Origin of the sequence: Limibacter armeniacum (assembly GCF_036880985.1) — a bacterium.
Lineage (GTDB): Bacteria > Bacteroidota > Bacteroidia > Cytophagales > Flammeovirgaceae > Limibacter > Limibacter armeniacum.
In genome coordinates, this window is the sequence record NZ_JBAJNO010000001.1 from 346,949 (window position 1) to 362,319 (window position 15,371).

The following is a 15,371-nucleotide window of genomic DNA, read 5'->3' on the forward strand; positions in this document are numbered from 1 at the left end:
AAATATGAAAAGGATAAATACTACGATCATACTGCTACTGGTAGGCCTTACTGTTTTTGCTCAATCTGGAGCAGATACGGTAAGCCTCAACGGAACCTGGAAGTTCAAAACACTTTTGGGAGAAGGCTCCAATTATTTACAGATCAAACCAAAGGAAACCGATATTATCATCGATAATAGCCAACACGATTTGGTGGAGGTAAACGGTAAATGGAAGGTGGATTCGGTGGCTACTCGCATGTCCAATGCTTGGGGAGCTGATTACCTGTCTCATTTCTTTGCTGAAGGAGATACCACCACTAATGTCCGTTTCAATACGCAAGTACCTGAGTCGGGCTACTATGAGCATTTTATTTACTATCCATTTGGTCATCATTTGACCACACAAATCAATATAAAGCATCAGGAAGGGCTCACACGGAAATACAATAGCCTGAGAAACCGCTGTAGCAAGTGGGTGAGTCTGGGTGTCTACAAGCTGGAAAAAGGGAACCAAAACCATGTAGAGTTTACCGCTATTTCTGGAGGGGGAGTCGTGGTTGATGCCATCATGCTTCGTCCCGTACCTAAGGAGAAATACGATCATGCACAAGTGCAAAAGAGCAAGGTAGTTCGATCTGATTTTATGGATGCCAATTGGAAAACGTTGCCTGTACCGGGACATTGGGGAATGCTCAACGAGTACAGTAATTACACAGGTAAAGGCTGGTACAGAAAGGAAATCAAACTTCCAGAAACATGGACAAGTAGTAGCCGTGAGCGTGTTCGCTTAAAGTTTGAGGGAGTGTATCATATCGCAAAGATTTACTTGAACGGACAGTATGTAGGTGAGCATCAGGGAGGTTTTACACCCTTCGAGTTTGATGTAACGGAATACCTCAATTTCGATGGAAAAAATGTATTGGCAGTGGAAGCCGATAACAGTTCCATCGTAGGTGCCACATGGAATTGGGGTGGTATTAATCGAGAGGTGTATTTGGTGAAAAATAATGACCTGCGAATTCCTTATCAGTATATGCATGCCGATCCGAATCTAAAAACTGGTGAAGCACATTTGACCAATAAAATTCGCATCGAAAATAATGCAAATGCAGATAGAGAAGTTGATTTGATCGTCAAGGTTATTAAAGAGGATACATTACTTTCTTTAGAGAAAAGAGTGGTAGCCAAAGCCAATGCTGTAACCGAAGTGGAATTGGCGGGAATGCTAAGTGCCGAACAGGTAAAGCTTTGGCATTTTGATATGCCTGAACTTTACGAAGTACAATCTTCAGTCATCGAAAAAGGAAATGTTTTAGATGTCAGAAAGGAGAACTTCGGTATTCGGAAGTTTGAAATAACCAATACTCAGATGTTATTGAACGGCGAGCCAGTACGGTTGGCGGGTTTCAATCGGGTGAGTGACCACCGTTTTTGGGGGAGTTCGGAACCGCAGGAAATCATTGATCTGGATATCAAATTGATGAAAGATGCCGGAGCCAATTTTATGCGTATCATGCATGGTACGCAAAATAAGAAACTGATCGAAGCCTGTGACCGGGAAGGTATTTTGCTTTTTGAGGAAGTCAATGTCAGAGAGCTTACCAACCCTGAGTTTGTTACAGCCGATTATCAACCGGACTATACGCTGATCAAGCAATGGTTGACCGAAATGATCGAGCGTGATGTCAACCATGCTTCTATTGTCGGTTGGAGTGTAGGCAACGAACTCAGTCACCATTATGACTACGTAAAAACGATTATCCCTTGGGTTAAAGAAAACCTTGATGCTTACCGGGCGGTGACTTGTGTAAGCAATACCGGTCACCGAAAGCATGACAACAGAGAAAATGACCCGATGGAATTCGGCGATATCAACATGCTAAATATCTATCACAATAAACCGACTATGGTGATGGATTCTGTACACGCCCGTTGGCCCGAAAAAGCGACGTTTTTCTCTGAGTTTGGGGCGGGACGCTTCACAACTCCCGACCTTGACAACGATATAGCCGAAACATTGCCTGCCTGGTATGCCCATATCCGAGATCAACGCCTTTATACCACGGGCGCCTCTATGTGGACATTCAATGATTACAAAAGTGGATACAGCCAAACATTGGAGTCCGAGAACAGGGCGTGGGGTGTTGTGAATGCATGGCGAACAAAAAGAAGAAGCTATACCACTTTTCAACAGGAGAATAGTCCAGTAAAAGACATTCGGGTCGAAAAACTGGATTTGAAAAGACGGAAGACTTCCGTAGTGATTCCAATCCGTTCTGCTACTGACTTCCCTTCCTATACCATGAAAGGTTATCAACTGAAGGTGATCTTCAAAGATCAATCAGGGAAGGTGCTTTCAACGATGGAAAAGGAGTTGCCTGTACTGCTCCCTAATGATGGAGAGTGGAAAGGAGATTTGAAGTGGTCAAAATTTAAAGGGGAAGTATTCGACATTCAGTTGACGTTGGTTTCCACCAATGGCTATACCCGATTTGACAAAACGATCGCAATTGAAGCCCCACAGGCGCCAGTCATTGAGGAGGTGATCGCAGGAGAAAAATCTATCCGGGTGGTTTTCAATAAAGCATACGGCATGCAGGAGCATTTCGTTCGGTACTCGGTTGATGGTAAGACCATGGAATCTGCTAAAACCATCGCCAATTACATTGATATTGATAGCCTTGAGACACAGCAAAAAATTCAGGTTGAGCTTTTTGCTGTCAATGACAAAGGAATAAGTCAAGCTTCAAAAGTGGTCAACACGAAACTGACAAATAAACTGTTACCACCTATCGTTTGGGATGGATTTATCCGCCACAATATGTTGGTGGCAGGTTACTCAGGTGAAGCTGATGATGTACGATATGTTGTCCGCTATGGCACTTCAAAAGATGAGCTGAAACAAATCGCGAAAACCATCAGCCGAGGGATGATTACCATTCCGCTTAACGGGGAAAAATCCCTCTTCTTTCAGATCAAGAGAGTGACGGAAACAGGAAAAAGCGGTTGGTCCAATATCGTGGAAGCCAAAGACAAGGCATTTAGAATTTACCAATAAGCAGCCATAAGGATGAGAAAATTAACGATACTCAATAGCATATTATTCCTATTCGGAATCCTGCCGTTTGCCTCAGCGCAAACAGCGATGCAACTGCCCAAAAAGGTAAGCAAACACTATGTGGATTATCTCGACAATAGCATCTCAGATGAGTTTGATGGGGCTAAGTTGGATACCGAAAAGTGGACTAGAAGAGATACAGGAGGTCCTGTGATTACCAATTTTTCCAAAGATGAATCTTTGGTGAAAATGGAATCAGAAAAGTCAGACAATGGAAAAGAAACGCATTACGTGTCGATCAAAGGAGTGGCAAGTGACGGTCCGTTGAGGACGGCAGGCATTGTCAGCAAAGCGTCTGGTTACTATGGTTTTTATGTGGTACGCTTCCGATACCGGGGATTTGATACGCCGGACGTAAAAGAGAAAGGAAGTGTTTGGCATCCTTCGGTATGGAGTGCATTGACAAATCACAATGATGATTTGAAAAAAACCGCTTCACCAAAAAACTGGTTGGAGATCGATTTTATGGAGTGGGAAAATGGTGCCAACGGCTGGAGTAGCGATGCCCCTGCTCGATTGGTAGACAGCAAAGGAGTAAAGCGTAAAGTGGTCACACACGGTCAAGGTGCTGAGAAAGGCATCATGAAAGGCGTGACCCAGAAATACGACAGCGAGTGGCAGACTATCGGCTTGGAATACGCACCTGAACATCTGAAGCTATGGCAATGGGCTGATGGAAAATGGACACATATTGGTGACCGAGTAGTAGCTTTTGTGGAGGAAGATACAGCGAACCCTGAAAGCAGCTACACCCTGAATACCATTGGTGATAAAGCTCGTCAGCCGTCCTTTTGGGTACTTGGAAATATCATTGCAAGATATATTCAGAAGAGGATCGATGAAGGGACGAACACTCACACGATCAATGACCTTGCTCTTGACTTTGACTTCTTCAGGTATTATCGACACAAAAGTGCAGAGCATTTGGATTGGGCATGGGAAAATGAGAAGCCCAATGGTGGCGGAAAGATCAAAAAAGATTTCTCAGAAAAGGAATCGGTTGATATGTAGAACATGAAAATAAGAATTCAATTTTTTTAATATAATAATGAAGAAACTAATCATCATCGCCGCTCTTGCTTGCCTTGCTATAAGCTGTACAAAAAAGACAGAAGAGACACCGGATTACAAGATTTCCTTGGGGAAAGTATCCACCCAATCCGTGTTTTCCGGAGCCGATAGTCTTTCCCATTGGGGAGGTTCAGTCGTCAAAGGAGAGGATGGGTTGTACCATATGTTTTATTCTCGTTGGCCTAAGCAGATTGGTTGGGAGTGGTTGACTTATTCGGAAATAGCCCATGCTGTTTCAGCGTCTCCGTTTGGACCATTTGAATTTAAAGATGTGGCCTTGGGAGATCGAGGTGGTGAATATTGGGACGGCTTATGTACACACAATCCCACTATCCACAAATTTGACGGAAAATACTATCTGTACTATATGGGGAATACGGGCGATAAAAAAATTGTAAGTATCCCCGGAAAACCTAAACTGAATTGGCTGCACCGCAACAATCAGCGGATTGGCGTGGCGGTGGCAGATAATCCGAATGGACCATGGAAAAGGTTCGACACCCCTGTTTTGGATATTTCTTCGGAAGACGCTGCCCCGGATGCCCTGATGACTTCCAACCCATCGGTTTGTCAGATGAAGGATGGGAAGATTCTGATGGTGTACAAGGCTGTAGGCAAAAAATACAAGTTACCAGGCGGTGGTCCTGTGGTACATATGGTAGCCATTGCTGACTCGCCAACGGGCCCATTCAAGAAGTATCCGAATCCAGTCTTTTTGGAAGAAGGTGTCCGCTTTCCTGCCGAAGACCCTTATATCTGGTATCAGGAAGGGAAGTACCGTGCGATCGTCAAATACATCAAACATGAGGGGAAAAAGAGAGACTTTTCTTTAGTGCATTACGAGTCACAGGATGGGATCGATTGGGTGAAAGCGAAAAATTTTATGATTTCAGATAGGTCTTTGACTTGGGAAAATGGAAGAACCCAACAGCTCGATCATTTGGAACGCCCACAAGTTTATATCGAGGATGGAAAGCCAGTGGCTCTGCTTTGTGCAGCTGATTCCATTGATGAAAACAATGTACGTCATGCTTTCAACGTACAGATCCCATTGACGATTGAGAAAGAATACAATTCTATATGAAACAGAAGTTGAGGATTACTATAAGTGGGACTTTAATTCTTTTCCTTCTCAAATTACCGTTCCTGAGTAATGCTCAGGAACGTCCCAATATTCTTTGGATTAACTGTGATGACTTGGGAAGGGAGATAAGCTGTTATGGAAATACGGATGTGCATACGCCTCATATGGATCAATTGGCATCGGAAGGAGTAATGTTTTTAAATGCATATGCCAATGCCCCTGTATGTTCGTCCAGTCGATCTTCCCAAATTACGGGGATGTACCCCACTGCGATCAACAGTCTAAACCACAGGACGATTGAAAAGCAACCTTTGCCAGAGGGGATTGTACCCATCATGGAAATATTTCAACAGCAGGGATATTTCTGTACCAATGATTGGGCGCACAATATGAACAAAGAGGGAAAGCAAGATTACAACTTCTTGGGCGATAACTTTTTTGATGGAACAGATTGGAAACAAAGGGCTGAAGGGCAACCTTTTTTCGCTCAAGTACAAATACACGAGCCTCATCGTGTATTTAAAAAGGATCATGAACGTCCCATAAATCCTGATCATGTACAGTTGCCCGACTGTTATCCTGATCATCCTATTATACGAAAGGATTGGTCGATGTATCTTGAAAGTGTGCAGATCGCAGATAAGAGAGTGGGGGAAATCATCGAGAGACTGGAAAAGGAAAACCTACTCGAAAATACAATCATTATCCTGTTTGGCGATCACGGTCGTCCACATTTAAGAGATAAGCAATGGCTTTATGAAGGAGGTTTGGCAATTCCTCTGATTGTTCGTTATCCTAAAAAATTTGAACCGAAAACAAAGCGTAAAGACTTGATCAGCCTTGTAGATGTGACGGCAAGTACTTTGGCTTTAGCAGGGATTGAAGTACCTGCGTATATGCACGGAAAAGAAGTGCTTTTAGGAGAAACACGAATGTATATGTATGGTTTTAAGCAGCGATGTGGAGATGCGGTAGATGACATTCGCTCCATTACAGATGGACGATATAAGCTGATTTGGAACCGTATGCCGGACAGACCTTATATGCAGTTGAGTTCTTATAAAAAACTACAGTATCCTGCTTTCACAGTGTATAACGTCATGTATGAAGAAGGTGTATTGAAAGCACCTTTTGACCAAATGATGAGAGAAGTACGCCCAGCATTTGAGCTTTTTGACTTACAAAATGATCCCAATGAATTGGTAAATCTTACTGAGGATAAGAAATACAATCATGTCAAAAATAGACTAAAGAAGAAGCTTGTGAGTACCCTTGCTGAAGTGGAGAAAAACATGCAGGAAGAGTCATCTGAAGCCATTCAAAAGGCTATCGAAGGATCGCAGGAATACTATAAAAAAGCAATGCAAAAAAGACAGCTTTCAGAAAATGCTACAGACAAACAAATCTTAGAGTATTGGGAAAACACTTTGTTGGAATCAAATTGATTTTTTGACTATGAAGAAATATATCTATTTAATCGCATTATGGACGATCAGTGCTTGTTCAACTCCACAAGTAAAAGTGGGTAGTACGCAAGAGGCTGAAGTAGGCTACCCGTGGGACATTCCACAAACGAAACCCGACCGACCGTTGAGTGCAGCGATGGAAAGGCTTTACGACAACTACCTGACTCCAAGACCGGAGGACAATGAACTGTTTTCAAGTTTCAAATACACCAAAATAAAAGGGTTGGACTACAACGATGGAGATGGTACTATCTCCCGTCGGGATCCTTCCAAAATCATCAAGGAAAATGGAAAATACTATGTGTGGTATACCCGAAGAGCCACTTCTACACCCCCAAGAGGAGGTAAATTAGCCAATGACACCATCCCTTCGACAGATTGGGACCTGAGTGAGATCTGGTATGCGACAAGCGAAGATGGCTTTACTTGGGAAGAGCAAGGTGTGGCCGTGACGCGCCCCGAGAAGCCAAATGCCGGTTACCGCTCGGTGTCTACACCGGATATTTTGAAATGGAAAGGGAAGTACTATCTGTTCTACCAAGGATTTTATGATGCAAGCGGTAGTAAGGGAGGTAAAAAAGGTGGAGATAACTGTCCTGTTGCCGCTTCTTATGCTGACTCGCCGGACGGACCGTGGACACACGCCAACAAGGAAATCATCCCAAATGGAAAGTCAGGTACGTGGGATCAGTTTTCCATTCATGATCCATACCCGTTGGTTCGGGATGGAAAAATCCATGTGTACTTTAAGGCAGCTTATGGAGATAGACCTGAGTACTTGGTGGGGAATGGCTTAGCAATAGCAGATAATCCGTTAGGTCCTTATGAGAAACATCCATTGAATCCGCTTTTCAACTCAGGACACGAAACCTGTCTTTTCCCTTTCAAGGAAGGAATTGCTGCGTTAACCATCCGTAATGGAAATGAGGCAAACACTATTCAATATGCTCCTGATGGGGTCAATTTCAATATCGCTTCGGTGACTTCTTTGATGCCTACGGCAGCTGGTCCGTATGTGCCCGATGCATTCACCGATACCAAAGACGGAAGAGGAATTTCCTGGGGCTTTGCCACTTTACCAACTACGGAAAAGACAAGTCGAAAAGCTACAGCATTTTGGCACGTTTTGATTGTGACTTGAGTCAGGATATGGATGACAAAGGCATGAAAAATACGCAAGTGTATTTAGATCCTGAGGTGTACTTCTCTCAAGGGTTGAATAAAAGACAGAGAGCTGAAAGGGAGAAGCAAGTGAATTAGGCAGGCTTCATTTTCTGAACAAAAGACATTTAATAATGAAATCATTGAATAAAGTGGTTGGCGTACTGCTGATCCTGTTTTGTACCATAAATACCTATGCCCAGGATGAAGATTTTTCTTTTCTGGATAAAAACTTATTGCTCGAGGAGCGTGTAGAAGCACTGGTTGCTCAGATGACATTAGAAGAGAAAATCAGTCAACTTAAGAATCATTCGCCTGCGATTCCTCGTCTAAATGTACCGGATTACGATTGGTGGAATGAGGCATTGCATGGCGTTGCCCGAAACGGAAAAGCGACTATTTTTCCCCAAGGCATCGGTATTGGGGCCACGTTTGATCCCGAGTTGGCGGAAAGGGTAGCTTCAGCCATTTCCACAGAAGCGAGAGCCAAGTTTAGCATTTCCCAAAAAATGGGTAACCACAGCAAATACGCCGGCTTAACTTTCTGGACACCGAATGTCAATATCTTCAGGGACCCAAGATGGGGAAGAGGGCAGGAGACTTTTGGAGAAGATCCTTTCCTGATGTCAAAAATGGGTGTAGCATTTGTAAAAGGTTTGCAAGGAGATGACCCAAAATATTTGAAATCGGCTGCCTGTGCCAAACACTACGCAGTACATTCAGGGCCCGAGAGTTTGAGGTTGGAATTTGATGTGCATCCGTCAAAGCAAGACCTATTTGAAACCTATTTGCCAGCATTTGAAGCGTTGGTAAAAGAGGCGAATGTAGAAGGCGTGATGCCTGCTCACAATGCTGTTTTTGGAAAACCGATGGCTGCCAATGATTATTTTTTGAAAGATATCCTGCGTGACCAATGGAAGTTTGATGGGTATACGGTAACCGATTGTGGCGCCGTGAAATGTATTTACAATACACATAAGTATGTAGAAACACCTGTTCAGGCCGCTGCTGTAGCCATCAAGGGAGGAACCAACCTCAACTGTGGCGGGACTTTTTCGGAGTTGAAAAAAGCCGTGGTAGAAGGGCTCGTATCTGAAGAACTGATTCACGCAACCACCAAGCAGCTTTTCAAAACTCGATTCAGGCTGGGGATGTTTGACGGAGAAAACACAGACAATCCTTATGCGCAAATCGGTCCTGAAGTGATTCATTCGCAGGAGCATATCGCTTTGGCTCGGGAAGCCGCCCAAAAGTCTATTGTATTGTTGAAAAACAAAGACAACGTATTGCCGCTTTCCAAAGATATCAAAGTACCGTATTTGACGGGGCCTTTCGCCAACTCCACCGATATGCTGATGGGCAGCTACTACGGGGTGAGTTCTGGTCTGGTCACGATTTTGGAAGGTGTAACTGATGCGGTTTCCTTAGGGACTTCGCTCAATTACCGAAGCGGCGCTTTGCCATTCCACGAAAATATCAATCCCAAAAACTGGGCGCCGAATGTAGCCAAAGAGTCGGACGTAACGATTTGTGTGGTTGGCTTGACTGCCGACAGAGAAGGAGAGGGCGTGGATGCGATTGCCTCCAACCACAAAGGGGACCGGATAGATATGAAATTGCCTGAAAACCAGATCAACTATGTCAAGCAGTTGGCAGAATACAAGAAAGGCCCTTTGGTTTTGGTGATTGCCAGCGGTAGCCCTGTTTCTTTGGAAGGAATTGAGGAACATTGTGATGCGATTTTACAGATTTGGTACCCAGGTGAGCAAGGTGGAAATGCTGTGGCAGATGTCCTGTTCGGGAATATTTCTCCATCCGGTCACCTGCCGATGACATTCCCGAAAAACATTGACCAACTGCCTCCTTATGAGGACTACTCGATGCAAGGGCGTACCTACAAGTACATGACCAAAGAGCCGATGTTTCCGTTTGGATTTGGGTTGACCTACTCTGAAACGCAATTCAGTAACTTGGCTTTGAACTCAACCAAATTAAAGAAAAATGATTCGCTTGAAGTCAAGATTGAGGTGGCCAATACAGGTGATTTTGATATTGAGGAAGTAGTGCAGTTGTATGTTTGTCCAGTGGAAGCAACGGATGGCATTCCATTGAAAAGCCTGAAATCATTTCAGCGGGTGGCTTTGAAAAAAGGCGAAAAGCAGGCGCTGACGTTTGCCTTAGATGCTGAAAACTTTAAAGTGGTCAATCAGGAAGGCGAAAAAGTTTGGAGGAAAGGCGCTTATAAAGTTGTGGTAGGCAACGCTTCTCCAGGTGAATTGAGCCTGAAGCTTGGGGCTGCTACTCCTCAGGAGGCTACAATACAGTTGAGATAATGATGACTTGAGTACAAGAATTTTGTATATGATATATTCGTTGTCTAGCTCATTTCAATAAAGTGTAATAAGTTGAAAGTGAGTTAGACACGACTTATGCTGACAAAAGATTTAATTTTACCATGAACCTAAAAAAGATCGGATATACCTTATATAGCTCCGAGTTGCATTAACAGGCTCAAATTATCTACAATCCCCTTTTCCTTTATTACCAATCCGTTTTTAATTTCTAAAATCGTGATTCCGGATACTGATATTTTTTTACCTGAAGACTCAACCCCAAACAGGTTTCCATTTTTGTGAGTTCCATCATATTTCCATTCTACCGTTATCTTTTGTTCAGCTTCGTCAGGAAGCAAATTCTCGATCGTAATTTTCAAGTCAGGAAAAAAGTTATAAGTCATTTCAAGCACAGATTTGTAATCTGCAATTCCCCTGTATGACTTCTCAAAATGTGTATAGTCTGCAATGATGTCTGAATCAGCATATTTATAAAGTAAATCAGCATTTCCTGCATTCCATATCTTCATATATTCCATTGCAGTCGCTTGCAGTTTCTCCTTGTCCATATTTTCCTGTTTTTGTATAAGGTAATCACTTTTGAAGGTCTTATAACTGAATTCAATAAAAAGGTCCTTGGCTCCGCTTAGCAACCTGAAATTGGTAGCTATAACGGAGTCAAAGCCCAGAATGCAGGTTTTTTTAGATAGAGAATACTCAGTAATAGCCCTTATCACTTATAGCTGTACATGTAAAGGATTTCGAAACTTGACGTGCAAAACTATTTTTCTGCTCTTCATTCTTCTTAGACTCTTTTGAGCAGGTGTATAGACTATTTTATTATCAAATCAAGCAACGAGTAATGCTATAATCTACCTTTATAAACCAACCTTATAAATAGCAGCTGGATCTGGGAAAATATTCATCGCTGCAAATTTGTCTAAAGGTATACTGCCTTCATACTTTGTACCTTTACGGGCATTTGGTCCTAAGTGCTGTAGCAAAATAGTCGGCGATGCCCATTTTTCGGTAAGCCAAAAATCGTTTGGGTTTTGCCAATCTCTGTGAAAACTATAATCTAAGCAACCTTCTTCCTCTAACACATAAGGAGAATAATCTTTTAGAAGTGCTACAAATTCGTCTACATATTCATCTGCAACCCTAAAACGGGCAGTAACGCCTATTGCTCCCGAATAATCTGTAGTTTTCATCCAGGTAAGGGTCTCTTCGAAAGTGAGTTTTTTATCTGACATAATTTTATTTTTTGGTTTCTACGGTACTGCAGGCGGTAAGAAAGCTGAATTCATATCAGCAACTTTGATGGCTTCTACTTCAGGTAGGGTAAATACAAGCGTATCTACTTTTTGGATCTCTACATCTATCTGGTCAAAAGCAATATCTTCTAGATGCCCTCCCAATTTTAAATCGTCCGAAATAAAATGAAAGTGCATGCCAGGAAAACAGGTGGCTGCTGCATGATTGGGCGTAAAATGCCCCACCATTATCCCACTGACATCGTGGTTGGTATATAATACACGACGCTCCCTATTTTCGATAAGTGTTTCGTTGTTTTTATATTCTATAGCCGAACCCATTTCCAAAAAAGAAAACTGTCCTTTCATCTTGTAGGTATAGAAACTGTTTTCAGATTCCATTTCTGCCTTGAGTGCTGTATCCAATTCCTTGTATGATTTTATATTTTTTAAGGTGACGGTTTTCTCCGGCTTAAAATCCCACATAGTCATATAAGAAGCCTTACTGTTAGGAGTTGCCTTGTCGACCTTACCAACAGCATCGATAGTGTATATTTCGTTGTTTACCACTATAAATTCACTCTTAATGTTGTTTTCAAGACCTAGACCGTAGTTGCCATGCTCTAACATCTTGTTAGACGTTAAATCTCCATTGATAACCATCCCAAACAGCGTTAAAGTTGAACCATATTGATAAATAGCGGCAGCACTCTTTGTCTGTTTCATTTCTTATTTGGGTTTAAATTTTACATTACTGTTTTGTCATATGCTTCTATCGGGAATAGTTTGAGTAATATCCCGGTACGACACCCCTCACATAAATTACCATAACCATAAAATGAATTATCATGCGTTGCATTAGAGCAGCGAAATATGACTGAAAAACAGTGTAAGGCAGATCGTAGCTTGGCTAAAGTATCAACAATTATGTGTTGAGATACTAAAGTGTAGGTAACGAATGTGGCAGGCGAGGTGGTCTTCTCACATAACAAGGGAATACATTAAATCATTCGTGCAATTAGGTTTTCTATGCTGATTAGTCCCTGTCACGGAGAAATTTGTTGTTTAGAAAGTTTTGAGGCTCAATAAAGGCTATCATGACTGAAAATGATCAGCATGTTTTGTTGTCATGACATCCGCAATGTAATTGCTCAAATTCACATCACGTTCCAGTCCCATTTTTTTTCTGATGCGATGGCGGGAAATATGCACACTGTTTAGTGAAATATGTAAAAGAGAGGCCATTTCCTTACTGTCAAAATTGAGCTTGATAAGCGCACAATGCTTCTGTTCGGTAGGCGTCAAGTCAGGGTGTTTCTCTCTTAACTTGTCATAAAAATCAGCATTCACCTCCGTAAATCGTTTGTTAAACTGCTCCCACATATCCTTATTTCCTTTCGAAACTTTGACCTTCATAAGCTTGTAGCTTGCAGGCGAACCTTCTTTTAGCTTTTGCATCAGCTCATCTATGGTTTGATCTTTTTCAATCATCTGGAGGGTGTTAGCTGTCAGCTCCCGACTTTTGATATTAATAATTTCATCCGCTTTTTCTCTATCATAGTGGGCTTGCATTTTTATTTGGCTTTTTTCCATACTCGCTTTCCGAAGCTTGTATCTCATCTTCACCATAACTGCAATGACGAAAATACCCACCAATAAAAAGGCAATGGAAACTTTAAATCTTGACTGGATAATGTCATTCCGTTCAATGGTCAGGTTTTGATTGCGAATAAACTTATCCTTCTCTTTGATGGTTTCTTCATATTTGTTCTTAATCTGAAATAGCGCATTGTTAATGGCTGATTTGGCATTGAAAAGACTATCGGTGATGGCCATTGACTTATCCAAATAAGTGAATGCTTCATTGACATGGCCTAGTTTCTTATAGGCATGAGCCAGCTTTTTCAAAATTTCTACCTTTACGTCACTATGAATCTTTGTGCTTTCTATGGTTTGCAGACTGTTGAAATAGAATTGTGAGGCTTTTCTCCAGTTAGCTTGTTTAGCATATAAATCACCTAAAAACAAGCTGGTCATAACGTAGTAGGGGAGGTTATTTTTTTCAAAATACTGATGAGCGCTGTCAAGGTACTTTAGGGATTCAGTAAGCAGGTTGGTCTTTAAGTAAATATACCCTCTCTGTGCATCTACATATGCCGTGTTGGAAGGACTTAAATTAAACTTTTGTTTAGTGATGGAGCAGGAGTCCAAATAATCAAGAGCTGTTTGATATTGTTTTCTTTTTAGGTGATTGATGGCAATGGCGTAGTATACTTTAGTCAGGTTAGCATGACCTGTATTGTGAGCCGTTATGAAAGATTTTGTAAATCCTAATGAGGTCTTTAAATGTGCCAATGCATCATCATATTTTTCATAAATGGTGTAGAGACCTCCCAAGTCTTTATGCACATCTACCAAAGAGAGCGTGTCTTTTACCTCTTCAGCCATAAGTAAAGCGTCCCACAAATGATTATAGGCAATGCTGTATTGTCCTTTGTTTTTATAAATATCGGAAAGCCCGATATGGCATTTTATGATATGGGTAGTGTCGTCAATTTCCTTAAAAATTGGAAATACCTGATTGTATAAAATGAATGCACTGTCCCGATCAGTGACAATCATATTGTTTGCTTGCTGTAGAGTTTGAACATGCTTAACTAAAGTGTCTTGTAAAGTTGGATGACTCTTTCCTAAAGACAAAGAATGGATAGCGGTCATTATTGCCAGCCATAAAAAAATACGTATCCCTTTCGTTTTTTTGCTCATTGCTCCAGTTCTCATTCACTATTTCATAAATGACAATAATAATAAATTCAAGCAAGAGTAAAGTTATTGTATAAGTCCGATTTGAAGGCAGTAAAGTTATTGTAAAGTGGCTGAAACACCTGTTGAAAGGCATTTTGAATAGGTTTGTAGTATGCTCAAATTCAAAGACGCTAAGAGTTTGTAAAAGCAGAAATCGACCATAAACACACCATTTAAATAAAAGAAACAGGGCTAGAAAATGAAAAGAGTAGCTTTACTCGTCTCGATACTGTCTTGTATTGTGACGCATGCTTTTTCCCAGTCACCGGGATATGACAAGAACCGTATTGCCATCAGTGCAGATGGCAACAACCAACCCGATAATCATGCAGAAGCACAATGGCCCAGAGCTGACCCCGACGACTGGGGAGGTACACCTGCAGCGCTAGCGATGATTGCAAAGTCAGGATTGAAAAATCAGTTGGTACATTTTTCTTTTAACAATTTTATGGAAGCGCCAGCCCACACCACAGAGACCAATTACATGGCAGAGGGGGTAAATGGAGCCATCCAGCGGTGGGGATTTGATGCTTCCCGTTTTTTTGATGTACCGGAAGACCCGTCTACAGCCATTACTCACTTGGCTGATGAGCTCAAAAAGTCCACAGAAGCTGACCCTTTATACTTTATACATATGGGACCTTCCGAGTTTTTCTATCAGGCGGTAAAGCAGGTAGTGGATGGAGGTGATATAGCATCGTTAGCCAATGTACGAGTGATATCCCACAGTGGCTATAACGACAATCATTTGCGTCGTACGGCACATCATACGATGACTCAGGCGATTGAATTGAGTGGCAGCCGTATCAAATACAAAAAAATAGTTGACCAGAATGCCTGCGGTAATATTCATAAACTTTGGTGTTCAGGCACAGACTTTTCGCCTTTTCATTGGATGCGTGACCATGCAGACCTAAATATTCAATGGCTTTACGGTAGGTTACAATTTCATCCACAAGGGAAAGGAGCTGACATTTCAGATGCAGGAATGGTTTATTACCTGCTGAAAGGGGATGAATATGGTAATCTGTCAAAATTAAAGGTGCTGATAGGGGATGGTATTTCACTTCAGAACTAACATAAAGTAAGCCTTCAGTA

The 15,371-nt window shown here is 41.9% G+C and carries 11 protein-coding genes; 7 read left to right on the forward strand and 4 right to left on the reverse strand.

The genetic code is table 11. From position 1 onward, the window contains the following. The first annotated feature begins 4 nt into the window (after positions 1 to 4). The 6 genes from V6R21_RS01115 to V6R21_RS01140 all read left to right on the forward strand — a co-directional run bounded on the left by V6R21_RS01115 (position 5) and on the right by V6R21_RS01140 (position 10,215). Complete coding sequence (locus V6R21_RS01115) at positions 5 to 3,040, forward strand: glycoside hydrolase family 2 TIM barrel-domain containing protein (RefSeq protein ID WP_334240105.1); 3,036 nt, start codon at positions 5 to 7, stop codon at positions 3,038 to 3,040. A gap of 12 nt (positions 3,041 to 3,052) precedes the next feature. Beyond that, on the forward strand, positions 3,053 to 4,111 hold the full coding sequence (locus V6R21_RS01120) for a LamG domain-containing protein (protein WP_334240108.1): 1,059 nt from the start codon (positions 3,053 to 3,055) through the stop codon (positions 4,109 to 4,111). A 37-nt stretch (positions 4,112 to 4,148) separates the two neighbouring features. After that, positions 4,149 to 5,255: a glycoside hydrolase family protein gene (locus V6R21_RS01125; protein ID WP_334240110.1), complete on the forward strand. Its 1,107-nt coding sequence runs from the start codon at positions 4,149 to 4,151 to the stop codon at positions 5,253 to 5,255. Further along, positions 5,252 to 6,700, forward strand: a complete 1,449-nt coding sequence (locus V6R21_RS01130) for a sulfatase family protein (protein ID WP_334240111.1) — start codon at positions 5,252 to 5,254, stop codon at positions 6,698 to 6,700. Before V6R21_RS01125 ends, V6R21_RS01130 begins: the two co-directional genes overlap by 4 nt. Before the next feature lie 10 nt (positions 6,701 to 6,710). Beyond that, positions 6,711 to 7,862, forward strand: coding sequence for a glycoside hydrolase family 117 protein (locus V6R21_RS01135; RefSeq protein ID WP_334240113.1), 1,152 nt, complete (start codon positions 6,711 to 6,713; stop codon positions 7,860 to 7,862). A gap of 154 nt (positions 7,863 to 8,016) precedes the next feature. Further along, on the forward strand, positions 8,017 to 10,215 hold the full coding sequence (locus V6R21_RS01140) for a glycoside hydrolase family 3 C-terminal domain-containing protein (protein WP_334240115.1): 2,199 nt from the start codon (positions 8,017 to 8,019) through the stop codon (positions 10,213 to 10,215). Between the two features lie 149 nt (positions 10,216 to 10,364). Here V6R21_RS01140 and V6R21_RS01145 read toward each other — a convergent pair whose 3' ends face one another. From V6R21_RS01145 to V6R21_RS01160, 4 genes are all read right to left on the reverse strand, one after another. After that, the gene (locus V6R21_RS01145) at positions 10,365 to 10,784 is read right to left on the reverse strand and encodes an ester cyclase (protein WP_334239690.1); all 420 of its coding nucleotides are present in this window, start codon (positions 10,782 to 10,784) and stop codon (positions 10,365 to 10,367) included. A gap of 309 nt (positions 10,785 to 11,093) precedes the next feature. Further along, positions 11,094 to 11,468: a putative quinol monooxygenase gene (locus V6R21_RS01150; protein WP_334239691.1), complete on the reverse strand. Its 375-nt coding sequence runs from the start codon at positions 11,466 to 11,468 to the stop codon at positions 11,094 to 11,096. Between the two features lie 18 nt (positions 11,469 to 11,486). Further along, positions 11,487 to 12,194, reverse strand: coding sequence for an acetolactate decarboxylase (locus V6R21_RS01155; protein ID WP_334239693.1), 708 nt, complete (start codon positions 12,192 to 12,194; stop codon positions 11,487 to 11,489). Between the two features lie 369 nt (positions 12,195 to 12,563). Further along, on the reverse strand, positions 12,564 to 14,090 hold the full coding sequence (locus tag V6R21_RS01160; RefSeq protein WP_334239695.1) for a tetratricopeptide repeat protein: 1,527 nt from the start codon (positions 14,088 to 14,090) through the stop codon (positions 12,564 to 12,566). Positions 14,091 to 14,472: 382 nt separating this feature from the next. Here V6R21_RS01160 and V6R21_RS01165 point away from each other — a divergent pair, with 382 nt between their 5' ends. Further along, positions 14,473 to 15,351 carry a hypothetical protein gene (locus V6R21_RS01165; RefSeq protein WP_334239697.1) on the forward strand — a complete coding sequence of 293 codons (879 nt, stop codon included), beginning with the start codon at positions 14,473 to 14,475 and terminating at the stop codon, positions 15,349 to 15,351. The last annotated feature ends 20 nt before the right edge of the window (positions 15,352 to 15,371 follow it).